Annotated in this window: 26 protein-coding genes; 19 read left to right on the top strand and 7 right to left on the bottom strand. The window is 35.3% G+C overall.

Annotated features, from left to right (window positions below):
• Positions 1-355 precede the first annotated feature (355 nt).
• The 3 genes from AsAng_RS29480 to AsAng_RS29490 all read left to right on the top strand — a co-directional run bounded on the left by AsAng_RS29480 (position 356) and on the right by AsAng_RS29490 (position 2,778).
• On the top strand, positions 356-1,234 hold the full coding sequence (locus tag AsAng_RS29480; RefSeq protein WP_264793601.1) for a glucosaminidase domain-containing protein: 879 nt from the start codon (positions 356-358) through the stop codon (positions 1,232-1,234).
• A gap of 187 nt (positions 1,235-1,421) precedes the next feature.
• A complete protein-coding gene (locus AsAng_RS29485) occupies positions 1,422-1,547 on the top strand; it encodes a hypothetical protein (protein ID WP_264793602.1) in 126 nt (41 codons plus the stop codon).
• Positions 1,548-1,701: 154 nt separating this feature from the next.
• Positions 1,702-2,778 (top strand): undecaprenyldiphospho-muramoylpentapeptide beta-N-acetylglucosaminyltransferase, encoded by a 1,077-nt coding sequence (locus AsAng_RS29490; RefSeq protein WP_264793603.1) that lies wholly within the window; start codon positions 1,702-1,704, stop codon positions 2,776-2,778.
• Positions 2,779-2,782: 4 nt separating this feature from the next.
• Here AsAng_RS29490 and AsAng_RS29495 read toward each other — a convergent pair whose 3' ends face one another.
• The 4 genes from AsAng_RS29495 to AsAng_RS29510 form a co-directional block, all read right to left on the bottom strand.
• Complete coding sequence (locus AsAng_RS29495; RefSeq protein ID WP_264793604.1) at positions 2,783-3,397, bottom strand: hypothetical protein; 615 nt, start codon at positions 3,395-3,397, stop codon at positions 2,783-2,785.
• A gap of 35 nt (positions 3,398-3,432) precedes the next feature.
• Entirely contained in the window at positions 3,433-3,903 is a 471-nt protein-coding gene (locus tag AsAng_RS29500; protein WP_264793605.1) for an acyl-CoA thioesterase, read from the bottom strand.
• A gap of 274 nt (positions 3,904-4,177) precedes the next feature.
• Positions 4,178-5,383 carry a T9SS type A sorting domain-containing protein gene (locus tag AsAng_RS29505; protein ID WP_264793606.1) on the bottom strand — a complete coding sequence of 402 codons (1,206 nt, stop codon included), beginning with the start codon at positions 5,381-5,383 and terminating at the stop codon, positions 4,178-4,180.
• Between the two features lie 5 nt (positions 5,384-5,388).
• Entirely contained in the window at positions 5,389-6,393 is a 1,005-nt protein-coding gene (locus AsAng_RS29510; RefSeq protein WP_264793607.1) for a hypothetical protein, read from the bottom strand.
• Between the two features lie 472 nt (positions 6,394-6,865).
• Here AsAng_RS29510 and AsAng_RS29515 point away from each other — a divergent pair, with 472 nt between their 5' ends.
• Entirely contained in the window at positions 6,866-7,561 is a 696-nt protein-coding gene (locus tag AsAng_RS29515) for a ParA family protein (protein WP_264793608.1), read from the top strand.
• Positions 7,554-7,889 carry a hypothetical protein gene (locus AsAng_RS29520; protein WP_264793609.1) on the top strand — a complete coding sequence of 112 codons (336 nt, stop codon included), beginning with the start codon at positions 7,554-7,556 and terminating at the stop codon, positions 7,887-7,889. Before AsAng_RS29515 ends, AsAng_RS29520 begins: the two co-directional genes overlap by 8 nt.
• 75 nt (positions 7,890-7,964) lie before the next feature.
• On the opposite strand, the gene AsAng_RS29525 is transcribed toward AsAng_RS29520, so the two are convergent.
• Positions 7,965-8,615: a MarC family protein gene (locus AsAng_RS29525; RefSeq protein ID WP_264793610.1), complete on the bottom strand. Its 651-nt coding sequence runs from the start codon at positions 8,613-8,615 to the stop codon at positions 7,965-7,967.
• 182 nt (positions 8,616-8,797) lie between these two features.
• On the opposite strand from AsAng_RS29525, the gene AsAng_RS29530 reads away from it, so the two are divergent.
• Positions 8,798-9,262, top strand: coding sequence for an Lrp/AsnC family transcriptional regulator (locus AsAng_RS29530; RefSeq protein WP_264793611.1), 465 nt, complete (start codon positions 8,798-8,800; stop codon positions 9,260-9,262).
• 61 nt (positions 9,263-9,323) lie between these two features.
• On the opposite strand, the gene AsAng_RS29535 is transcribed toward AsAng_RS29530, so the two are convergent.
• Both AsAng_RS29535 and AsAng_RS29540 read right to left on the bottom strand, forming a co-directional pair.
• Positions 9,324-10,118 carry a hypothetical protein gene (locus AsAng_RS29535; protein ID WP_264793612.1) on the bottom strand — a complete coding sequence of 265 codons (795 nt, stop codon included), beginning with the start codon at positions 10,116-10,118 and terminating at the stop codon, positions 9,324-9,326.
• A 33-nt stretch (positions 10,119-10,151) separates the two neighbouring features.
• Entirely contained in the window at positions 10,152-11,264 is a 1,113-nt protein-coding gene (locus AsAng_RS29540; protein WP_264793613.1) for a hypothetical protein, read from the bottom strand.
• A gap of 272 nt (positions 11,265-11,536) precedes the next feature.
• Here AsAng_RS29540 and AsAng_RS29545 point away from each other — a divergent pair, with 272 nt between their 5' ends.
• The 13 genes from AsAng_RS29545 (at position 11,537) to AsAng_RS29605 (ending at position 21,282) form a co-directional block, all read left to right on the top strand.
• Complete coding sequence (locus AsAng_RS29545) at positions 11,537-12,172, top strand: hypothetical protein (RefSeq protein WP_264793614.1); 636 nt, start codon at positions 11,537-11,539, stop codon at positions 12,170-12,172.
• 197 nt (positions 12,173-12,369) lie between these two features.
• Positions 12,370-13,002, top strand: coding sequence for a 4'-phosphopantetheinyl transferase family protein (locus AsAng_RS29550; protein WP_264793615.1), 633 nt, complete (start codon positions 12,370-12,372; stop codon positions 13,000-13,002).
• A gap of 176 nt (positions 13,003-13,178) precedes the next feature.
• Positions 13,179-13,403 carry a hypothetical protein gene (locus AsAng_RS29555; protein ID WP_264793616.1) on the top strand — a complete coding sequence of 75 codons (225 nt, stop codon included), beginning with the start codon at positions 13,179-13,181 and terminating at the stop codon, positions 13,401-13,403.
• A gap of 55 nt (positions 13,404-13,458) precedes the next feature.
• On the top strand, positions 13,459-15,054 hold the full coding sequence (locus AsAng_RS29560) for an HAL/PAL/TAL family ammonia-lyase (RefSeq protein ID WP_264793617.1): 1,596 nt from the start codon (positions 13,459-13,461) through the stop codon (positions 15,052-15,054).
• Positions 15,055-15,069: 15 nt separating this feature from the next.
• The gene (fabG, locus tag AsAng_RS29565) at positions 15,070-15,819 is read left to right on the top strand and encodes a 3-oxoacyl-ACP reductase FabG (protein ID WP_264793618.1); all 750 of its coding nucleotides are present in this window, start codon (positions 15,070-15,072) and stop codon (positions 15,817-15,819) included.
• Positions 15,820-15,858: 39 nt separating this feature from the next.
• Complete coding sequence (locus AsAng_RS29570; protein WP_264793619.1) at positions 15,859-17,082, top strand: beta-ketoacyl-[acyl-carrier-protein] synthase family protein; 1,224 nt, start codon at positions 15,859-15,861, stop codon at positions 17,080-17,082.
• A 4-nt stretch (positions 17,083-17,086) separates the two neighbouring features.
• On the top strand, positions 17,087-17,350 hold the full coding sequence (locus AsAng_RS29575; protein WP_264793620.1) for an acyl carrier protein: 264 nt from the start codon (positions 17,087-17,089) through the stop codon (positions 17,348-17,350).
• 11 nt (positions 17,351-17,361) lie between these two features.
• Positions 17,362-18,291, top strand: coding sequence for an LpxL/LpxP family acyltransferase (locus tag AsAng_RS29580; protein ID WP_264793621.1), 930 nt, complete (start codon positions 17,362-17,364; stop codon positions 18,289-18,291).
• A 4-nt stretch (positions 18,292-18,295) separates the two neighbouring features.
• Complete coding sequence (locus tag AsAng_RS29585; protein ID WP_264793622.1) at positions 18,296-18,754, top strand: hypothetical protein; 459 nt, start codon at positions 18,296-18,298, stop codon at positions 18,752-18,754.
• 12 nt (positions 18,755-18,766) lie between these two features.
• Positions 18,767-19,216 (top strand): acyl-CoA thioesterase, encoded by a 450-nt coding sequence (locus AsAng_RS29590; RefSeq protein WP_407655357.1) that lies wholly within the window; start codon positions 18,767-18,769, stop codon positions 19,214-19,216.
• Positions 19,217-19,225: 9 nt separating this feature from the next.
• Complete coding sequence (locus tag AsAng_RS29595) at positions 19,226-20,392, top strand: beta-ketoacyl synthase N-terminal-like domain-containing protein (protein ID WP_264793624.1); 1,167 nt, start codon at positions 19,226-19,228, stop codon at positions 20,390-20,392.
• On the top strand, positions 20,393-20,956 hold the full coding sequence (locus AsAng_RS29600) for a beta-ketoacyl synthase N-terminal-like domain-containing protein (RefSeq protein ID WP_264793625.1): 564 nt from the start codon (positions 20,393-20,395) through the stop codon (positions 20,954-20,956).
• A gap of 65 nt (positions 20,957-21,021) precedes the next feature.
• On the top strand, positions 21,022-21,282 hold the full coding sequence (locus tag AsAng_RS29605) for a phosphopantetheine-binding protein (protein ID WP_264793626.1): 261 nt from the start codon (positions 21,022-21,024) through the stop codon (positions 21,280-21,282).
• The last annotated feature ends 6 nt before the right edge of the window (positions 21,283-21,288 follow it).

Genomic DNA, 21,288 nt, shown 5'->3' on the forward strand with positions numbered 1-21,288 from the left:
TTAAATATTGATAACCAGTGTTTTATACGGGGTGAATGAATAAATGTTATGAAAAAAATCTATTATTTGTCAGCCATAAGAACTTTACGAAGAAGTACTCAATTTAGAAAAACAGTACCATTTTGGGAAATAAATAAAACATTTTGTTTTTATTTTTTGATTATTTAAAACATTTTGTTTTATATTTGTGTGGTTGTTTATTCTCTGTAAGAGAAAGAATAACAGGAAAAGAATAGTAAAACATGAATCGTGCACAAGTTTTATTTCTTCATTTAATCACATTAAACATGGATTGTTAACTACAATAATTCATTTGAGGTTTTTCCTTGGTGGATTGTTTTAAAACACAAGTATTATGAATAATCAAAGCCTTATCATCCTCAAAAACAAAACACAATCTTATTGGTATAGTATTAAACCACGAATTAAAATTGTAGCTGTTAGAGCAGCCTTTGTTATGTTGTTATTTATCCTTATGTCTAATCAGGAAATATCATTTCATATTCATATTGGTGCGCCTACAGTAGTTACTAATTATTCTGAGGATCAAAACCAAGGAGCAATTATGAACGCAAGTTTAGTAGAAGTTCCTAAAAAATGGTGGCAACAAATAAAAGCAGAAAAGAATGATATTAGGACGGAGCTTAATCTTGCCAATGCGGCAACTGCTGTTGGGGCGGCGCTATCTCCTGCTGAACAGGAAGCTGCGGCTAAGTATTCTAACTTGGGCTTTGTACTAAATCCTTCTTATGCTATCAAAAAGGGAATCGATCCCAAGATTGTAGCATTCAAAACACAAAAATGTTACGATTATATAGAACTTTATCTTTCTACAGCTAAGGAAGAAGCTAATTTATATGGTATTCCTGTAGCGATCACCTTAGCGCAAGGCTTACTAGAAAGTAATGCGGGGGATAGTAAGCTTGCTAAAAATGATAATAACCATTTTGGTATAAAATGCAAATCCAAGTGTGTTGGATGTCGATGTGCCAATTACACGGATGATAGCAAATATGATATGTTTAGAGTTTTTGATTCGGCTTGGTATAGCTTTAGAGAACATAGCAATTTATTGATGGGGTCTAGATATAAGCATTTGACAAAATTAGCAAAAACAGAATACAAGAATTGGGCGCATGGCTTGGAAGCAGCAGGGTATGCAACCGATAAACAATATGCTGAAAAGCTCATAAAAATTATAGAAGCACTCCACTTACAGCAATTTGATAAGTAATACTTTGTAGATTAATTTTACTCATTTGTAAAAATACCCACAATATTTTTTTTACCTTTTTTATTAAAAAAAAAATCCAAAGAGTATTATGGTCTTATAATTTAAATTTTTTGGATAAAATGCTACATTTGTACGAGATCAATTAAGTATCTCTATACAAATTTAAAAACTATAAAATTGATATAAAATGAGTAATACAGAATACCAAAAAGGCTCAAGTTCATTTCTACTTAAATTCATCACTGCTGTTCTTCTTTTTGTTTGTTTGGTGAGTTATGTTGTTAGCAGAAATGGCGATGCACTTATTCAATAAGAACTAAGTTTAATTTTGACTTAAACTGTTTTGTAGTAGTTCGTTCTATAAAGTTGTTTTACAAGAAATTAAAAGACTACTCATTTAAAAAACAGTAAAAAATATTTGGAGTCGCTAAATAGCTGACTCCTTTTTTATTTTGAAGCATCTATCTATGGCAAAACAGCAACACATTGTATTTACAGGGGGCGGAACCTTAGGTCATGTAATGCCTAACTTACCTCTGATTGAACATTATCAACAAGAGGGTTGGAAGGTTTCTTATATTGGTTCTAAAGCAGGAGAAGAACGAGCAAAAATAGAAGGGTTAGGAATTCCTTATTATCCAATAAGAACAGGAAAACTTCGCCGCTATTTTGATTTTCAGAACTTTCTAGACATTTTTAATGTAGCAATAGCTATTGTTCAATCCTTTTTCTTACTGTTGCGTTTACGCCCAACAGTATTGTTTTCCAAAGGGGGCTATGTTGCCTTGCCTCCTGTTATAGGAGCATGGCTAATGCGTGTCCCAACCATTATCCATGAATCGGACATGACGCCAGGTTTGACCACTAAAATATCCAAACGTTTTGCTAAACAAATCTGTGTTTCTTTTCAAAATGCAACTCGATTTTTTCCAAAGGACAAAGTACATTGGACAGGTTTACCTGTTCGTAATTTGGTATTTCAGGCTAACAAAGCACGGGGATTGGAAGTAAGTGGGTTTACAGGTAAACGCCCTATCCTATTGACTTTTGGAGGAAGCTTAGGGGCTGCATTTCTGAATACGATGATTCGTGAAAATGTTAAAAATGGCAATCTTGCTGCTTATGACGTTATTAATATTTGTGGCAGTGGAAAATTAGACCCCACGATGCAATTCGACAATTATGTTCAATTTGAATCATTGGCAGATGATTTTTTGCATATTATGAAGGCTTCAGATTTGGTTATTACTAGAGGGGGAGCAACCTCTTTATTTGAATTGTTAGCAATGAAAAAGTTGCATATTATCATCCCTCTATCTAAAAATGCTAGCCGTGGAGATCAAATTCATAATGCCAACTATTTTTCTAGTTTAGAGGTCTCTACTTTTCTAGAAGAAGAAGATTATATTTGGGAACAAATGCATCAGCAAATCCAATCTACTTTAGAAAATAAAGCTCTTACCTTAGCCAAGATTGATAGCTTAGAATTTGCTAATGCAACTAAAAAAGTGATAGCGGTTATTGATAAAGTCGCAACAAAATAATAAACTAGCCCTCATCTGCATTATTCCTGAGGGCTTTGTTTTGTTTTCTAATTGCCAACGCCCAAACCAACATCAGTATGGCAATGCAAAATAGGCCAATAACCAATCCCCATATAAATAAAGTACTAGAGAACAAAACAAGATTAAGAATTAAAAAAGTAATGGCTCCTGCCATATTAATTCCAAAAAGTACCCAAAGTGCAAAGCTTAAAATTTGAGTGCTATACGTTTTGTTGGCTCCTGCTAGTATTCCTGCTATTGCGGCAGCCCCATTTCCTAAAGCAACCAAAGCGATCCCTGTATATAGAAAATAGAGAGCAGGGAACCCCACTCCTACCATAAGCAGTCCCGTTAAGACAAACAGAGGAAGCAACATCATTAGGCCAAAGGTTAGATAAAGACTAGGAACAATGTCGGCTGTTGCTTGATTTGGACTTTTTCGCTTTTTTATAATACGCTTTCGAATGTTCTTTTTTGTTTTTTTTCCTCGTTCTACAGGAGGTGCACTGATTGGCTCAGAAATAGTCTGATTAACCGCTTCAGCATAAGTTAATGAAACGCTTAGTACAGAAAGTATAAAAATGATAAGGTTTCTAAAAATAAGAGAGTATAAAGACATGTTTTTGAATTTAACTAGTTGTGAGGTTTTAATTTTTAGCGACGACTCATCTCTTCTTGAATGTTCGTTCGTAGTTCCATTAAGCGCTTGGCATAATCTTCTAAATCCTTATCCTCTTTCGATTCAGGAATCCATTTAGGAGTTGGTTCTGGCTTTCCATCTTTATCTACCGCTACAAAAATGATAACACAATGTGTAGTCTTTATTTTTTCATCTTCTTTAGGGTCATTGGCTAAAACATCAACAGAGATGTGCATACTTGTTCTACCTGTATAAATCACCTTTGCTTGAATCTCTACCAAACTGCCAATATGGATGGGTTTTAAAAAACGAATCCCTCCAACATAAACGGTAACGCAATAGCCCCCTGACCAATGTCTAGCACAAGCATAGCCTGCTTGATCAATCCATTTCATAACCATTCCCCCATGTACTTTTCCACCAAAATTTACATCTGTTGGCTCTGCCAAAAAGCGAAGCGTTAATTCTCGTTTGCTATTCTCCATTTTCTAATCCTTTAGACTTGTTTATTTCAGGAAGGTAACAAAAAAATGTATACTACTTAAAAATAATACGCTATGGATTTGCCATTGGTATTTTTTCTTTGAATAGAATCACGTTACACGTGAAACATGCCATGTGACACTTTTTACGGGATACGTGCAAAAGAATCCAACTTAAATCTACTGCTGCTTGTCTATTGGATAAAAAAAGAAGAGCAACTAAGATAACTTAGTTGCTCTATTCTTTAACTCTCCTTTTGTAAGAGAAGAAAATTTCTTATTTCGAAATAATTATTTTCTCTTTAAATAAATGTTCTTGACCAGATACGACAACAAGGTAAACTCCACTCTCTAATTCAGAAGCATCAATAACCTGAATGGGGTTATTGGCTGGAATGCTTTTTTGTAATCTTCCCATTATATCAAAAATCTGAATCGTTGCATTCAGAGGCTGTTTCTCAAAATGGATGGTAAACGCTCCTGAGGATGGATTAGGATAAATGCTAAACGCATTACTTACGGCATCTTCTGTTGAAACAAGCCTTGTTTGTTGTTTAGCTATATAATCGGGATTAACACTACTTTGTGGATTCCTTCTCGTACTGCTTGTGCCTGTTGAAGTGCTTTGCGCAGATCTCTGATAAAAACAACCAGTCTGCCCATCAGGTACACAAGAACAGGGGCCTATATGCGCTAGAAACACCTTATCTCCAGAAAATCCAGGCTGCAACAAAATAGCTTTTCCTGCTTTAAATTCTAGATTACTAAATGAAGCTGTTGACACATCAGATGCTGTAATATAGTTGTTAACAGGATTATAACTATTTGAAATCGGTGATGCGCTAGAAAAGGTCAAATTATCTTCGCATTCTCTTGTTACAGTAATACACTCTGTCCTAGATGTCCCACAACTTGGTTGATAAATAGTAATACAAATCTCTCCACTCGCAGAATTATCTGTGGTAAAGTTAAATTGAGAGCTACTAGAACTATAACTGTATCCAAAACAATCAGGATGAGTAACGCTATAGGTTGCTGAACCTGGTTGGGAGGCTATATTGACGGTAAACTCCGTTTCACTACAGGTTAATTCGACTAGACTAGATGAAGTTATGATTGGTTCATTGATATTTAGAATAGCGATCTCCAGCTCAACGGTATCTTTGGTGACTACTGGAGTCCCATCACTGCTATAATTAATACAGTCATACGTAACCGATAAAATAGCTTCGTCATCTGCCCCTGTTGTAGACCATGTAATAACTACGGGATTCGACCCTCCATAAGCAGCAGATACAGGATAATCAAGCTGCCAGTTTAGATTAGCGATAGCATCACAAGGATAATCAATGAGTTCATAAGTAGTGACCAGTAGACTTGATGGACAAATTTCAGTAGGACCATCTATTGTTTGAGCCCAAACGTTGTTCCAAGTAAGCCCTAGGAGAAACAAGCTAATTAATTTATACATAATAATTTTCATGTTGCTTACTTAATTTTATTTTTCAATTGTTCCATTTCTGCTTTCAAGGCTTCATTTTCTTCTTTTAGTTGAATCATATAAAGTGTTAACTCCTCAATCTTCTCCAATAACTTAGCGTCCATTGTAGCTACATCAATACCGCTTTCTTTTACTTCTTCGGCACTTGGTACCCCAGGAAGGTGATGGTGTTCGGTTACATATTCTTTTACTTCTTCTAGTGGCATTAACTCATAATCTATATCGAATACATAATCAGCCCAGTCAGTAGTATTCTTTAGGGCTACTTTTAATTTTTCGGTCAAAATACCTTTGTTGACATAAAGATCATAATCTCCATTAAAGGTTGTAGCAGCAGTTGGATCTAAACCAATACTTACTTTTCCATCGTTTCTGATGAATAAAAAGTAATTTCCAAAACCTGTTGTTGCACCAGATGGTTTCCAAAAATTAAGCCCTTTGGCATGTGGATTATATTCGATTCCCCATTCTCCATAGGGAGCACTAGTTTCTGCTCCTAACAAAAGAGAAGCTTGATTTCCATCTAACAATGTGAAACCTTCTAAATGGGCATCCAAATCTGTAGAATTGAAGTTCCTAACATGCAATGTCGCATTAGGGCTTGTAATACCAATACCAACTTGTTGCCTATTGGTAAGACTCATAATGGTTTTATTGATGTTGTCATGATGAAAATGTAATCCTTTATAATTAACTCCCATGCCCCAATGATAATTGGTATAACTGCTCCCTAAACCTGAGTAACGATGAGTGATTTTTAAGCCTGTTGTGTAACTAGCAAATGGGGCTCCGAAGGCAGGCAAACCTGTATGAACCTTGTAAAGGTTGATTCTAGCAGGTGTTCCTGTAGAGAAAAGACTCCCAACATAAAGGTCACCTTTTAGAGCTGCATCTCCAGCATGCTGTTCTGGATTTGTACCTGTCCATTGTGCAAAAGCACTTTGACTAATTAAACTGATACCTAATAGGGCGATAATCTGTTTGAAATTCATAATTTGGATTTTCTAATTTAAAAATATAATTATAACAAAAAAGGTAATTCGTATCCAAATATATCATATCCAGTCAAATGCAAATTGGGTGACCTTTATTCGTTGAGGAAAAATCTTTATTCGTAGCCTTTGAGTCATTATTCGTCAAAATAGAGCTTAAAAGATTTAAAACAACGGATGGAAGAAATGGCTAACTCCTACTGCTTATGTGATTTTATGACAGAACAAAGCTACACGTTACACCCTTAATGTTTCAATTGCTATTTTTAAAATGACACGTTACACGTGTAACGTGTCATTTTAAAAATTAAACGTTTAACTTGCTAAGTTAAACGTTATTACTTATTTTTGCACGTAGAATGTTAAACACTTCATGCGACACGTTACACGTGTAAAGTTTAGCATGACACTTGCCCTATTTACAAATTAACACGTTAAACGTTGCACGTGCAACATTAAAATTGTATATTGTATGAGTAAAATAGTTGCTTTTGGAAATCAGAAGGGAGGAGTTGGCAAAAGTACTGTAATCGCAATGGCTGCCAATGCGCTTTCTCAGGCTCCTTTTAACATTAACTTATGTGTAATTGACTGCGACCGACAACAGAGTTTGGTTGAAGCACGAAGTTTTGAAGAAGAAGAAGAGGAACAACTACCTTATCCTATTTATGGTATGTCGGTAGATGAGTTGCAAGACAAAATTTATGATTTGGATCAGCAGTATGATTTGATCTTAATAGACACAGCTGGTCGCTTAGATCATACCGTGTCTGTAGAAAATCAAGAAATCACAAAAGCATTAATGTATGCTGACTACTTATTTATTCCATTTAGAGCTGGTAGTTTTAATCTGGAAGCGAGTATTGAATATTTAAAAGTGGCCAATAAACTAAAAGAATTAAGAGCCACTGCTGCTCGACCGCTAAATTATTTTGGTTTTGTCAACATGTATAAGGACCGTTCCAAAACCAATGCTTTTTTGGTTTCAGAAATAGAGCATCTCAGAACACAAGGTGTTCCTTTTATGCTATGCAGACTACGCAACTATACTTTATTTGAAGAAATTGATACTGTAAGCAGTTACTACGATGTAAACGCCAACAATAAAGCGAGGCTGAATTTTACGGTATGGCTTAATGAATTTGTAAAAATATTGAAGAATGGCTAAGAAAAAACGTTCTAGAACTTCTGACTTTAGTTTGGGAAACAATAACACTTTGGGAAGTTTGCCAAGCAAAGAACAAATTAATTCTGTCGTTGCTAAAGCAACTGAACAAGCGTTGCCAGAAGTAGAAAAGAAAAAAAGAATTCCTTTTACCACTGCATTAACTCCAGAAAACAGAGCATTGCTCGAAGCTGCCTCTCATGAAGGTAGGGGTGGGGTCGCCGATATACTTAATCTTGCTATAACGCATTATTTTGAGCAGGTTGCTCCCATCAAAAACAATGAAATGAAAAAAGTCTTTTTAAAAATATATCAATCTAAGACCAAGTGATACGCTACAAATGACAAGTGCCACTTTAAACGCTGCACGTGTAACGTTTAAAGTGGCACTTGTCACATTTTTATATTAGGCTCTACTTGTTATCACAGGAAAAATATCTGCTAAAATAGGCTTGGCTCCGCTCAAGAAAAATTCTACTGCTATAACCATTAAAATTAGCCCCATCAAACGCATTAACACATTATTCCCCGTTTCTCCAAGTATTTTGGAGATTGTTGTCGCAGAAAACAATATAACATAAGTCAACAGACAAACAAAGGACATAATGCCTACCAAAATTGCCTTTTGTTCAAAAGAAGCGGCATCTTCCATCAGAACGATTGCATTCGAAATACAACCAGGACCACAAATCATAGGAATTGCAAGAGGGGTAATCGAAATATCAGCAACGTACTGCTTGACCTCATGCTTTGGTACCTTTACTTTTCCTAACCTTGCTTGTAACATATCAGCCCCCATCTGAAAGAAGATAATCCCTCCAACAATACGAAAGCTATTCACAGATATACCAAAAAAATTAAATAATAGCTGCCCCGAAAAAGCAAAGGCTAATAGTGTAACAAACGCTGCTACCATCGCCTTGCGAGCTGTTCGTCTCTGATCATTGGTATCCAAATTGGATGTCATAGAGATAAACACAGGCATTACTCCCAAAGGGTTCATCAAAGAGAAAAAAGAAGTAAAACACAATAATGCAAAAGCAATATTTTCAGTCATGGTTTAGATTTTTTTTTTATGTTAAACTGAATTACAATGCAAAATTATGCTAAATCTCACTAGGATAGTTTTTTTTTTTAGACTATTTGCTTATAATAGAAAATAAAACTTTATTATTATGCTAATTAGATAATTTTTCTAATTAACCATATTGATTAACCTACAAATAGATTTTTTTTCTGATGCTTAAATTAGATACTACAGATTATCGTATATTAGAAATGCTTCAAGAGAATGCAAAACTAACGACCAAAGAAGTTGCAGGAGAGTTGGGACTCAGTATTACCCCAGTATATGAACGTATTAAGCGCTTGGAACGACATAAAATTATTCTTAAGCACGTTGCTTTAGTTGATCGCAAAAAAATAGGGAAAAACCTTATTGGTTTTTGTAATGTATCGCTCAATCAGCACAGCAAAGACAATTTGCTTAAATTTGAACAAGACGTTGTGCAGTTTAATGAGGTCTTAGAATGTTATCACATTACAGGAAAATTCGATTACATGATCAAAATTGCAGTAGAGGATATGGAGGCTTATCACAAATTCACCTATCATCACTTAGCTACCCTAGATAATGTAGGTAATGTGCATACCGTATTTGCTATGAATGATATAAAATACAGCACAGCATATTCTGTAACGTAAAATTCCTTTCCCAATTACTCAGGAAAGGAATTCATTATTTTTGATGGATAATGTTTAACAATTATCGTTTACGCTCAAATTCAAAATCGACTTTTTGACCGTCCATTTTTTCTTTTTTAGTCGTTTGGAAGGTGTCTTTCCAAATAATTTGCATCGGGACAAATTGCATATCTCCTTCTTTTGCAGAAATACGAAATACGGCTTTAATAACGCATTTGTCTCCTCTTTCCAATAATTTTGTTGCTGTATTCTTATTCGCATTGGCATGCCCTGCACCACCTCTACCTGTAAAAACAGCCACTAGGTTACTAGGCTTTACCAGTCCAATTTCTCTTCCTTTATAAGTCACTTCAAAAGTAGCAATGGTCTCTTTCGTTTCTTTCTTTAAGCCTTTTAACCGTACTTCAAAATCTCCAAATGTAATTTGATTATCTGAAGCGGGTAAATTAAATGAAGGAGCCTTTGTTTTTTCTCCATCCGAAGGAATTAGATATAAACCATCAAAATCTAAACTAAACTCTTGCTGATTATAATCTCCTTTATCAGTAAAAGCAAATGTTTTAGTTTTCTTTTTCCCTGGATATATAATGAATGTTTTTTTCCCTGCTTTCTGTTCTATTTCTCCTCCCTTATAGACAATTTCTTTCTCTTTAACCATTATAAAATCAAGCGATATATTCTCAATTTGAGCAGCCATTTTACAATAATCATTCTTTGAAACAACATTATCAAATGCTAGTTCATAGTCATCTTCTTCTATTGCCTCTGGAGCGGAATAATAAAAGGTTTGACTGTAACTAGTTGTAGTACAAAAGGAAAATAAGAAAAGGAATAAAAAAATAGTTGTTTGTTTCATGTTGAATTCTAATTTGCTTGAGTTAAAATTATTTTATTTTTTATAATATTCGTAAATTTGGCTACTGTGTTTCAGCGGTTTGTACTTAATGTAATCGTGCTTAATATATAGCACTTTATACTCAATTTCGACTCCTCCCGCTACAAAAACAAGGATATTCCCTGGTTTATACCGCCATCTCCATTCTTCTTCCATATCGTTTTCTTCATAAATATATTGCAAACGTCCTCCCTTCTCAAAGATCAAAACCTCTCCAGTGCTTCGTTCCCAACGCCCTACCATATTATCCTCCAATGTCATCGTACCAATGGTTGTTACTGAAGTACATTTATTGTATACTTCCTCTTTAACCCTTCTAAACTCAGGACTAATCATATCATCCAATTCCCTTGCCGAATATTTGCTAGAAAGACGATCAATATAGCACATACAAAACTCTTCTATCTCCCCTGTGGTATAGTCTTTTCCATTCGATTTTAGATCATTTTCACAACTGTTGTAATAATAATCTTTCTTTTTTCGATCCCAATCTCCTGTAAAAATTTCAAGGACAGCGTTGGCTACATTATTCGTACTCAAACTTGTTCCCGTTTCAGCAGAACAAACATTAAAGTATTTGCTTTGCACTTTTTTTAGTTCAGGGCTAATCATATTGTCAATCTCCGAAGCAGGATGATTTTTGGTCAATTTGTCCAGATAGCACAAGCAAAATTCTTCTTGTTCCTCCAATGTCACCTTATAATTCTTAGCAAAAAGGTCTTTTTTACACTTTTTGTAATGATAATCTCTTTGTTCTCTCGACCATGAGCCATTACTAGAATAAGGAGAAGAGGAGGAAGAATAATTAAAACGAACTCCCGTTTCTGCAGAACAGGATTTGTAATAATTTTCAGAAATCTTTTTTTGTTCTGGTTCTATTAAATTTGCCAAATCATTCGGTGTCAAATTATTGGTTAGTTTTTGTAAAAAGCAATAACAAAACTCTTCCTGTTTTTGCTCAGAACTAACGCCACTACGTGCTAACTCACTGGTACACTCATTATAAACTACATTTTTTTGTTCTTTACTCCAAGTAGAAGCTTTTTGAGCAGATAGGCTTGAAACAAGAAAAAGAAAGAATGGGAATAGGTAATAATTAGACATCATTTATTAAGTTTTTACTTTATCAAAAAATTGACTTAAATTATTAATTTTTCACTAAAAAAAATCACAATAATATGTTTTTATTTTGATTAAAGCTTCTTTATTTTTTTTTGGCATTATTATTTAGCCTTAGTTTTTTTATGGATTTCAATAATTAAGCCTATTTAAAATCATATACTAGCATTTAAGCAACATTTAGTTACCTTAAAGCCAGCAATCAATTAAAAACCAATCATTTATTACTTTCTCATAATCTTTTAATAATTATAAAAATCATGAAAAATAGTTTACTGTTATTTATTTTGTGTCTAAGTATCAATATTTCTTATTCCCAAAACATAAAAGATGTTTTTACCTCCTCTAAAATTTCGATGGATTTTGTAGGGCTTGATTTTTCCCACGTCAAGCTGGTTGGTTCCGAAGGATTTAATGATCCTTCAAAAATTCAAAACTATTATTTTGGAACTTGGAATGGCTTGTTAATATCTGAAATAGATAAATACGATGTCAAAAAATCTTTTATGAAACGACACATAGACTATGATTTAAGTGTAGTAGAGCGGGTTAATGATGAGGTAGATTATATAGATTTGGTGACCAATAAAACGCCTAAAGCATTTTCGGAGGAAAAGATTCAGAGTATTATTAACCAATATGAGACCAAAGATTTAGAAAATGAATTTGGGCTGTCTTTTGTTGTTCATAGTTTAAATAAATTTCAAGAAAGGGCTTATATTTATGTCGTTATTTTTGATACAAAATCAAAAAAAGTGCTGTTCTATGATAAAATGTCTGGAGAGGCTGGTGGTTTTGGATTTAGAAATTACTGGGCTCGTTCCATTTATAATATATTAAACGATATTGCTAATTTCCAATTTAGAAAATGGAAGCGAAACCTAGTACAAAAATAAAGATAGTCTTGGCCATTAAAAAAGTAGTAGCTATTAACACTACTACTTTTTTAATGGCATAAATTTTGAAAAACCAAAACGAACTACAGATTTTTAGATGTTTCATTATTAGCACTAAAATTACATCTGAGTAAAAAAAATTATCCAATATAGAAACGTTACACGTGTAACATGTGATGTTTAACGTGTATATAAATATGATCCACATTTACTTATACCAATTCAACAAACAAGCTGTTGATTTTAGCCATTTGCTGACAAAACTTCCGCTCAACCTCCAAGAACGAATAGGAAGAAAAAAACAAAAGAGAAAACAATTGATGTCTCTAATAGGATATAGCTTATTGCAACAAGCCCTGGAGGAAGATTTTAACACTCCGCTAAATGACATTCAATTTTCAGATGCTGGAAAGCCTATTTTAAAAAATAAAGCCATCCAGTTTAATATCAGTCATTGTCATAATTTAGTTGGCGTAGCAATTAGCGATAAAAGTGTTCTAGGCTTAGATATTGAGCAATTTAGAAAATTTGAGCCCATAGAAGCTGCCTTTTCTTTTTTTAGTCCAGTGGAACAAGCGGCCATTCTCCGTTCTTCAAATCCCAATCAAAAATTAATTAATTTTTGGTCCAAAAAAGAAGCACTAATAAAGGCAATAGGAGGGCAGATGTTTGATTTGGCGGCTAGCACTGATGTCCGAAAGTCGTCAACTACTTGGTTGCAAAAAGACTACTATTTTTATCCCATCTCTTACCCATTTGATGGCGTTATCTGGTTAGCTTCGCTTTTTCCTGATGAGACCGTTCTGGTAAAAAAGAAAACATACCTATAAGTGAGGAGCCTTTCTAAAAAAAAGACTTTTTAAAATTTAAAAGTGAAAATTTGATAAAATCTAAAAGTGTTTTATCTTGCGCAACCAAAATACAATAGGGTATAGTATAGTAACATACAAAGATACATAAAACAAACATAAAATTAATGCTATAACTAGCATTCAAACAAGAAATCATGGCCGAGCCTGAAAAAACGCAAAAAAAGAAATTAGGACGCCCAAAACTCAAAGAGACAAGAGTTCCATTCACAACATCGTTAATTACGAAGAATAAAGGTAAGCTAGAAATCCTTTCAAGTGTTCGTGGTCAACGAAAGGCTGACGTACTAAATGAGATTTTGGCCTATTATTTTGAGAATGTAACCAATCAAAAAGAAAAAGAATTACTTGATGCTTTATAAAGCATCAAGTAAATAATTCATTGTAGAACCCAGAAATGTAATCATACAATAAGCAATGGTAAAAGTAGGAGATAGACGACTCGTTTTACGAGACTTTGAAAAAGTTTTATTCGATAAAGAAGAAATCACCTTAGATAAAAATGCTCTTCAAGAAGTTGAAAACTGTCATCAGTTCTTAAAAGAATTCGCTTCTGATAAAGTTATCTATGGCATCAATACTGGCTTTGGCCCAATGGCGCAATATAAAATTGATGACGACAAACGTATTCAACTACAATACAACCTGATTCGTAGTCATTGTTCTGGTATGGGTGAAGCCTTTGAAGGTACCTATATACAAGCTGCCATGCTTTGTCAATTAAATACCATGATGTTAGCGCATTCAGGGATAGACAAACAGGTTCCAGAATTAATTAGTCAACTAATCAATCATAAAATTTGCCCTATTGTATTTGAACATGGAGGGGTAGGTGCTAGTGGTGATTTAGTGCAGTTGGCTCATTTGGCATTGGGATACATTGGAGAAGGAGATGTACTCTACAAAGGTCAAGTACAGCCTTGTGCAAAGGTTATGGAAGAACACAACATCAAGCCTTTAGAAATTCAAATGAGAGAAGGCTTATCTCTTATGAATGGTACTTCAGTGATGACTGGGGTAGGGTTTGTTAATGCTTCTTTGGCAAAAAATTTACTGGGCTGGTCAATCACAGCTTCTGCTATGCTGAATGAAATTGTTTGTGCCTATGACGATCATTTGTCAAAAGAATTAAACTACGCCAAACAACACAAGGGACAGCGAGTCATTGCAGATATTCTGAGATCTATTCTTGGCGATAGCCAGTTGACAGAAAATAGACAGGAACACTTATACAATACAGAAGTAAAAGAAACTGTCATCAAGAAAAAGGTACAAGAATACTATTCTTTGCGTTGTTTGCCTCAAATCTTGGGACCTATCTATGATGCACTCAGCCAAACCATTAATACCTTAGAAAATGAAGCCAATTCCGTCAATGATAATCCTATTATTGATGTAGCAACACAAAATGTTTATCATGGTGGTAATTTTCATGGGGATTATGTTTCTCTATCAATGGACCATCTGCGCCTAGCTGTCACTAAAATGTCTATGTTAGCGGAACGTCAATTGAATTTCTTGCTCAATCATAAAATCAACGATATTCTTCCTCCTTTTGTCAACTTAGGAGAACTAGGTTTTAACTTTGGAGTACAAGGGGCTCAATTTACAGCAACCTCTACCACCGCAGAAAACCAAATGTTATCTAACTCTATGTATGTTCATAGTATTCCTAACAACAATGACAACCAAGATGTAGTTAGCATGGGAACAAATTCTTCTTCTGCTACTCGTAGGGTGATTGAAAATGCGTATCAAGTTATCGCCATTGAATTCGTTGCTATTGTACAAGCGATTGAATATCTACAAATAGAGGACAAATTGAGTTCGTTCACCAAAGAACTCTATCAAGAACTCAAAACAATAACTCCTCCTTTTGTTGAAGATACCACCATGTATCAACGCAATACAGCAGTAAAAGAATATCTACAAAATAAACGCCTAGCTATTTTTGAACAGCCAAACTTATCCAACATTAGCTTAAATAATGCTAATGGTATAAAGACACACTAAACTAAATAGCACACTATGAAATCAGAGATTTACAACAATAAATATGCCCTAGTAACAGGCGGCTCAAGAGGTATTGGTAGAGCAATCTGTGAAAAATTAGCAGAGATGGGGTACAACATCTTAGTAAACTATAACAGTAACTTGGCGGCAGCTGAAGAAACAGCTCAACTAGTGGAACAGCACAATGTTAAAGCCGAAGTAATTCAGTTTGATGTTGCCAACAAAGAACAGGTGGACAAAAATCTAGGACAATGGATGGAAGATCATCCTGAGCAGCCTATAGAAGTACTCGTTAATAATGCTGGGTTCCGCAATGATGCTTTATTTATGTGGATGGAAGAGGAAAACTGGAATTCTGTACTAGATGTTAACATTGCTGGTTTTTATAATGTAACAAAACCTGTGTTTAGCAAAATGTTAGTCCACAGATATGGTCGCATTGTTAATGTCGTTTCTCTTTCAGGCATCAAGGGTATGCCTGGTCAAACCAACTATTCCGCAGCCAAAGCAGCTATTATTGGCGCTACTAAGGCACTTGCGCAAGAAGTTGGTCGTTCAAAAATTACAGTAAATGCAGTAGCACCTGGTTTTATCAAAACAGATATGACAGAAGGTATTGAAGAAAAACAGTATCGTTCTATTATTCCACTTCGTCGTTTTGGAACAGCAGAAGAAGTTGCTGATGTAGTTGCATTTATTGCCTCTCCCAAAGCCTCTTATATTACAGGGGAAGTTATTTCTATCAATGGGGGATTACACACTTAAATCATACAGTCAATAGATTATAAAGAGATCAATAAATAGATGAACAGAGTAGTTATTACAGGAATGGGAATTTACTCTTGTTTAGGTACTAACCTAGCAGAGGTAAAAGAGTCTCTATATACTGGCAAATCAGGAATAGGAATGGACCCAATTCGTACAGAAATGGGCTATCGTTCTGCGCTTACAGGTATACTTCCTCAGCCTAATTTAAAAAAAATGCTGAAACGCCGTATGCGAGTAGGCATGGGGCAAGAAAGTCAATATGCTTATCTAGCAACTGTTGAAGCCTTAAAAACAGCAGGAATTGATGATGCTTATATAGATAATAATATTATTGGCTTATTGTATGGAAATGACAGTACCGCTCAATCTGTTATTGAGGGAATTGACAAGCTCAGAGAAGTCAAAGATACGGGACTAGTAGGGTCGGGTAACATTTTCAAATCGATGAACTCAACCATTACAATGAACCTTTCAACTATCTTTAGATTAAAAGGTATCAACTTTACCATAAGTGCTGCCTGTGCTAGTGGCTCTCACGCCATTGGCTTGGGTTACATGTTTATCAAACAAGGCTTGCAAAGTATGGTAGTTTGTGGTGGAGCACAAGAAGTTAACCCTCATGCAATGGGAAGTTTTGATGGTTTAGGCGCTTTTTCAGTAAGAATGGATGAACCTACTAAAGCTTCTAGACCTTTTGATGCCAACCGAGATGGTCTAGTACCTAGTGGTGGTGGCGCTACTGTTATCCTAGAAAGTTACGAATCGGCCGCAGCACGTGGTGCTACAATTCTAGCAGAAGTGATTGGCTATGGTTTTTCTTCTAATGGATTGCATATTTCTCAACCCAGTGTAGAAGGGCCTGCTCGTTCATTGAGTATGGCTTTAGAACAAGCCAATATTTCAGCATCTGAAATAGATTACATCAATGCTCATGCTACCTCTACACCGCTAGGTGACAAACACGAAGCCATGGCGATCAGTTCTATTTTTGGTGGAGACAATTGCCCTTACGTTAGTTCTACCAAATCGATGACAGGACACGAATGTTGGATGGCTGGAGCCAGTGAGGTTGTATATAGTATGTTGATGATGCAAAATTCATTTGTAGCTCCCAACATTAATTTAGAGCAAGTTGCGGAAGAAGCTAAATCATTGAACTTAGCCCGAACAACCGTAAATCATAATATAGATACCTTTCTTTCCAACTCGTTTGGTTTTGGGGGTACTAATTCATCGTTAATCATCAGAAAATTCAAATAATAACATGGAAAGAGCAAAGATAATAGAAACCATCAATGGTTTTTTAGTTGACGAATTTGAGGTCGACCCTGATGACATTATCCTAGAAGAAAATTTACATGAAACACTTGATTTAGATAGTTTAGATTATGTAGATTTAGTAGTTGTCATACAAAGTCACTTTGGTTTTAAACTAACCGCAGAAGACTTTAAGGGAGTTGATACATTTAAAGATTTCTACGCAATGATTGAAGAACATTTGCGCAAATTCACCGAAGAAAACGCATAGCATAAAATCTTATGGCTTCTTGGAAAGGTAAAACTAGAGGGGGATTATTAGGGTATAAAATTTTTGTTTTTATCCTTAAGTATATGGGGCTACGAGCGGCTTATTTGCTACTGGTTTTTGTCTCTTTTTACTTTGTTCTATTCTCACCTACTTCAACAAAATCGATCTATTCTTTTTTTAGAAAACGTTTAAGAAAAGGAAGACTGCAAAGTTGTTGGGCAATTTATAGAACTTATTTCTCCTTTGGTCAAGCGCTTATTGATCGAACAGCTGTTCTAGCTGGATTAAATAGTCGGTTTACCTACAATTTTGATGGCGAGGAGCATATTCGAACCATTGCCAAAGAAGGTCAAGGAGGCGTTTTGATTAGTATACATGGAGGCAATTGGTCTATGGCAGGGAGCATGTTAGAGGATAATGTGGGAAGTAATGCTCGAATTAATATCGTTATGTTAGAGGCTGAGCATCAAAAAATCCAAGCATTTCTTGAAAAAATTCAAGTCAAACAGTCTGCTAATATTATAGGGATTGGGGATGATTTTTCTCACATTATTGCCATGGGATCTGCGCTTAGAAATGGAGAATTATTGTGTATGCATGGGGATCGTTTTTTGCCTGGTGCAGAAACTGTGGTGGTTGATTTTTTGGGCGAAAAGGCACATTTACCTGCGGGGCCTTTCCAATTAATCACGAGAATGAAAGTGCCTTATACCATTGTTTTTGCTTTTAAGGAAACCACACATCACTATCACTACTATTCGACTCCTCCATATCGCAATCCTAAATCGGTACAAGAAGCGGCTCAATATTTTGCAACTAGTGTAGAAGAAAAAATCAAACAATACCCTTATCAATGGTATAATTTTTATGACTTTTGGGCCGTACCAGAACAACCCAAAATAGTCAGCAAAAAACGAAAACGAAAACCCGCAAAGCAATAGACAAATGGACAAGATGAGTTCCCCAAAAACACCGCTAGTCAGTGGTGAAACAGTACTTAAAATGATCCCTCAAAAGCCTCCTATGGCGATGATCGACACCATTATTGAGGTGAGTCAACAAAAAGCAATTACTGCATTAAGCATTACAGCAGATAATGTCTTTTGTGAAGATGGTTTTTTTCAAGCTCCAGGGCTTTCTGAAAACATTGCCCAAACTGCTGCTGCTCAAGTAGGCTATTTATCTCATCAAGCAGGCGAAGAACCTCCTGTTGGTTTTATTGGTGCCATCAAAAACTTAACCATTGAACAACTGCCTGCAATAGGGGATCAATTGATTACCGAAATAGAAATAGAGCATGAAATCATGAACTTTACCCTAATCAATGGCATTGCTAAGGTAGAGGATCGGGTTATGGCGACCTGTCAAATGAAAATTTTTATTGCAGATCAAGAACAAGCATAGGCTATGAAAACCATTCGACGGGGCAAACGAAGACGCATTACAGGCAAAACACTCCAACATACCTTTGAACATGAAATTAAATTTAGCGAAGTAGACTCTATGGCCGTGGTCTGGCATGGGAATTATGTTCGTTTTTTTGAAGATGGTAGAGAGGCTTGGGGTAAAAAATATGGCATTACTTATCTGGATGTCTACAACAATAATTTCTTTATCCCAATTGTCAGTCTGCGCTGCGAACACATGAATCCATTGGAGTATGGCGATACCGCCATTATAGAAACAACATTTATTGATACTCCTGCGGCAAAGCTTTTTTTTGATTACAAAATTTATCGCAAACGAGATGGCGCTTTATCGGCAACAGGTGAAACCACACAGGTCTTTTTAGACACCAACAAGGATTTGTATCTTGCGATGCCTGAGTTTTATGAGGAATGGAAAAAAAAGTGGAACTTGCTATAACAATAAATCATGACAAAAACACCAATATATATTATAGCAGATAATATCATTTCATCTTTAGGTTTTACAACTAAAGCTAATGTGGAGCAAATTGCATTGGAACAAACAGGCGTGCAATGTCACAATGATTTTTCTATTTACCCCAATCCTATTTGGGTTTCAAAAATTGAGACAGCTGCCCTTTCTAATGCGAGTCAACAACTAGAAAAACCACAAAACTACTCCAAGTTAGAGCAATTGTTTTTATTGTCTATTTTGGAGGCAGCAAAAGCAACTGAGATCGATCTTAGCCAAGAAGATACGCTTATTATTATTGCTTCAACAAAAGGAAATATTGATTTATTAGAACATAAAAATCAAGGCAAATTTCCTTCAGAACGAGTGCAGTTAGGAACCATGGCCGCACAAATTCAGCAATATTTCAACAATCCCAATACGCCATTAGTAGTTTGCAATGCCTGTATATCTGGTGTTTTAGCCATGGATGTTGCTAAGCGATTGTTGCGAAAAAAGAAATACAAAAACATTATTGTTACTGGGGGAGATTTAGTAACCGAATTTACGGTTTCTGGCTTTCAATCTTTTAAGGCAATGAGCGATGCTCCTTGCAAGCCCTATGACAAAAATAGGGTCGGAATTAATTTAGGAGAGGGGGTAGGAACTGTTATTTTGAGTACAGAACAACCTTTGAATACAACAAATATAGTGACGATTGACGGAGGAGCTTCCTCCAACGATGCCAATCATATTTCTGGACCTTCTAGAACAGGAGATGGTTTATTTTTGGCCATACAGAAAGCATTAAAAGATGCCAATTGTACCAGTGATGAAATAGATTATATGTCTATGCACGGAACGGCTACGCCTTATAATGACGAAATGGAATCCAAGGCAATTGCTTTAGCAAATCTTCAAGAAGTCCCCTTAAACAGCCTAAAGGGTTATATTGGCCATACCTTGGGTGCTGCTGGCTTGATTGAAAGTATTATTGCAGTTCATGCGCTAAAAAACAATATGCTTTATCGCTCCTTGGGCTTTGATGAATTGGGTGTTCCTAAAGCAATTAATGTGATTCAAAAAACAAGTACTAAACCATTAAATAAGTGCCTTAAAACAGCCTCAGGTTTTGGGGGGTGTAACGCCGCTATGGTTTTTTCAAAATTGCCTACAAAATAAATGAAAGAGACAGCCACACGATATTCCTATTGCGAAATTAAAGCGGAACAAATCATCTTAAATGGTGATCTTGTCTTTGAACAAAAAGAGCTAGGTTTTGCCAAGTTTATAAAAGGTGCATATAAACATTTTGAACTAAGCTATCCTAAGTTTCATAAAATGGATAGACTTTGTAAATTAGCGTTTGTAACGGCTAATCTTTTGCTCCAAGATGGTGCTTTAGATGCCTATGCTCCCGAAGAAATAGGAGTAGTTATGGCAAATGCTAATTCTACCTTATATACGGATACTAAACATACTGATTCTATCAAAGATCGAGTAGATTATTACCCTAGTCCTGCTGTTTTTGTTTACACCTTACCCAATATTATGGTAGGAGAAATCTGTATCAAATACAACATCAAGGGAGAATCTGTTTTTTTTGTTAGCAATGAATTTGATCAAGATTTGTTAATAGAATACAGTCAAGATATGTTAGAGAGTGGCAATGCTAAAGTTTGCCTAACAGGATGGGTAGATTACACAGAAAGTGGTTATCATGCCATTCTATATTTAATCAAATAAAAATAATTTAGTACACACAGTGTATTTAGTCTTGTAGACTTGTGCTACAATAAAAAATTTAGAACATGGAAGAGTTAATTGAGAAATTAAAAGTTCAAATCATTAAGCAATTAAACTTAGAGGATGTTGAACCAGATGAAATTGATCCCAACGAAATGCTTTTTGATGCAGATGGCGAACTAGGCTTAGATTCTATTGATGCATTAGAACTGATTGTACTCTTAGACAAAGAATATGGCATCAAGGTCAAAAACCAAGAAGAAGGAAAACAGATTTTCCATTCTTTAACCACTATGGCAGAGTATATTCTACAACATCAAGATTAAATTAAG

This window comes from Aureispira anguillae (assembly GCF_026000115.1).
Classification (GTDB): Bacteria; Bacteroidota; Bacteroidia; order Chitinophagales; family Saprospiraceae; genus Aureispira; species Aureispira anguillae.

What these genes read in the sequence shown, in the direction of transcription:
- AsAng_RS29480 (WP_264793601.1), top strand. Translation starts at nt 356, where the DNA reads ATGAATAATCAAAGCCTTATCATCCTCAAAAACAAAACACAATCTTAT.
- AsAng_RS29485 (WP_264793602.1), top strand. Translation starts at nt 1,422, where the DNA reads ATGAGTAATACAGAATACCAAAAAGGCTCAAGTTCATTTCTACTTAAA.
- AsAng_RS29490 (WP_264793603.1), top strand. Translation starts at nt 1,702, where the DNA reads ATGGCAAAACAGCAACACATTGTATTTACAGGGGGCGGAACCTTAGGT.
- AsAng_RS29495 (WP_264793604.1), bottom strand. Translation starts at nt 3,397, where the DNA reads ATGTCTTTATACTCTCTTATTTTTAGAAACCTTATCATTTTTATACTT.
- AsAng_RS29500 (WP_264793605.1), bottom strand. Translation starts at nt 3,903, where the DNA reads ATGGAGAATAGCAAACGAGAATTAACGCTTCGCTTTTTGGCAGAGCCA.
- AsAng_RS29505 (WP_264793606.1), bottom strand. Translation starts at nt 5,383, where the DNA reads ATGAAAATTATTATGTATAAATTAATTAGCTTGTTTCTCCTAGGGCTT.
- AsAng_RS29510 (WP_264793607.1), bottom strand. Translation starts at nt 6,393, where the DNA reads ATGAATTTCAAACAGATTATCGCCCTATTAGGTATCAGTTTAATTAGT.
- AsAng_RS29515 (WP_264793608.1), top strand. Translation starts at nt 6,866, where the DNA reads ATGAGTAAAATAGTTGCTTTTGGAAATCAGAAGGGAGGAGTTGGCAAA.
- AsAng_RS29520 (WP_264793609.1), top strand. Translation starts at nt 7,554, where the DNA reads ATGGCTAAGAAAAAACGTTCTAGAACTTCTGACTTTAGTTTGGGAAAC.
- AsAng_RS29525 (WP_264793610.1), bottom strand. Translation starts at nt 8,615, where the DNA reads ATGACTGAAAATATTGCTTTTGCATTATTGTGTTTTACTTCTTTTTTC.
- AsAng_RS29530 (WP_264793611.1), top strand. Translation starts at nt 8,798, where the DNA reads ATGCTTAAATTAGATACTACAGATTATCGTATATTAGAAATGCTTCAA.
- AsAng_RS29535 (WP_264793612.1), bottom strand. Translation starts at nt 10,118, where the DNA reads ATGAAACAAACAACTATTTTTTTATTCCTTTTCTTATTTTCCTTTTGT.
- AsAng_RS29540 (WP_264793613.1), bottom strand. Translation starts at nt 11,264, where the DNA reads ATGATGTCTAATTATTACCTATTCCCATTCTTTCTTTTTCTTGTTTCA.
- AsAng_RS29545 (WP_264793614.1), top strand. Translation starts at nt 11,537, where the DNA reads ATGAAAAATAGTTTACTGTTATTTATTTTGTGTCTAAGTATCAATATT.
- AsAng_RS29550 (WP_264793615.1), top strand. Translation starts at nt 12,370, where the DNA reads ATGATCCACATTTACTTATACCAATTCAACAAACAAGCTGTTGATTTT.
- AsAng_RS29555 (WP_264793616.1), top strand. Translation starts at nt 13,179, where the DNA reads ATGGCCGAGCCTGAAAAAACGCAAAAAAAGAAATTAGGACGCCCAAAA.
- AsAng_RS29560 (WP_264793617.1), top strand. Translation starts at nt 13,459, where the DNA reads ATGGTAAAAGTAGGAGATAGACGACTCGTTTTACGAGACTTTGAAAAA.
- fabG (WP_264793618.1), top strand. Translation starts at nt 15,070, where the DNA reads ATGAAATCAGAGATTTACAACAATAAATATGCCCTAGTAACAGGCGGC.
- AsAng_RS29570 (WP_264793619.1), top strand. Translation starts at nt 15,859, where the DNA reads ATGAACAGAGTAGTTATTACAGGAATGGGAATTTACTCTTGTTTAGGT.
- AsAng_RS29575 (WP_264793620.1), top strand. Translation starts at nt 17,087, where the DNA reads ATGGAAAGAGCAAAGATAATAGAAACCATCAATGGTTTTTTAGTTGAC.
- AsAng_RS29580 (WP_264793621.1), top strand. Translation starts at nt 17,362, where the DNA reads ATGGCTTCTTGGAAAGGTAAAACTAGAGGGGGATTATTAGGGTATAAA.
- AsAng_RS29585 (WP_264793622.1), top strand. Translation starts at nt 18,296, where the DNA reads ATGGACAAGATGAGTTCCCCAAAAACACCGCTAGTCAGTGGTGAAACA.
- AsAng_RS29595 (WP_264793624.1), top strand. Translation starts at nt 19,226, where the DNA reads ATGACAAAAACACCAATATATATTATAGCAGATAATATCATTTCATCT.
- AsAng_RS29600 (WP_264793625.1), top strand. Translation starts at nt 20,393, where the DNA reads ATGAAAGAGACAGCCACACGATATTCCTATTGCGAAATTAAAGCGGAA.
- AsAng_RS29605 (WP_264793626.1), top strand. Translation starts at nt 21,022, where the DNA reads ATGGAAGAGTTAATTGAGAAATTAAAAGTTCAAATCATTAAGCAATTA.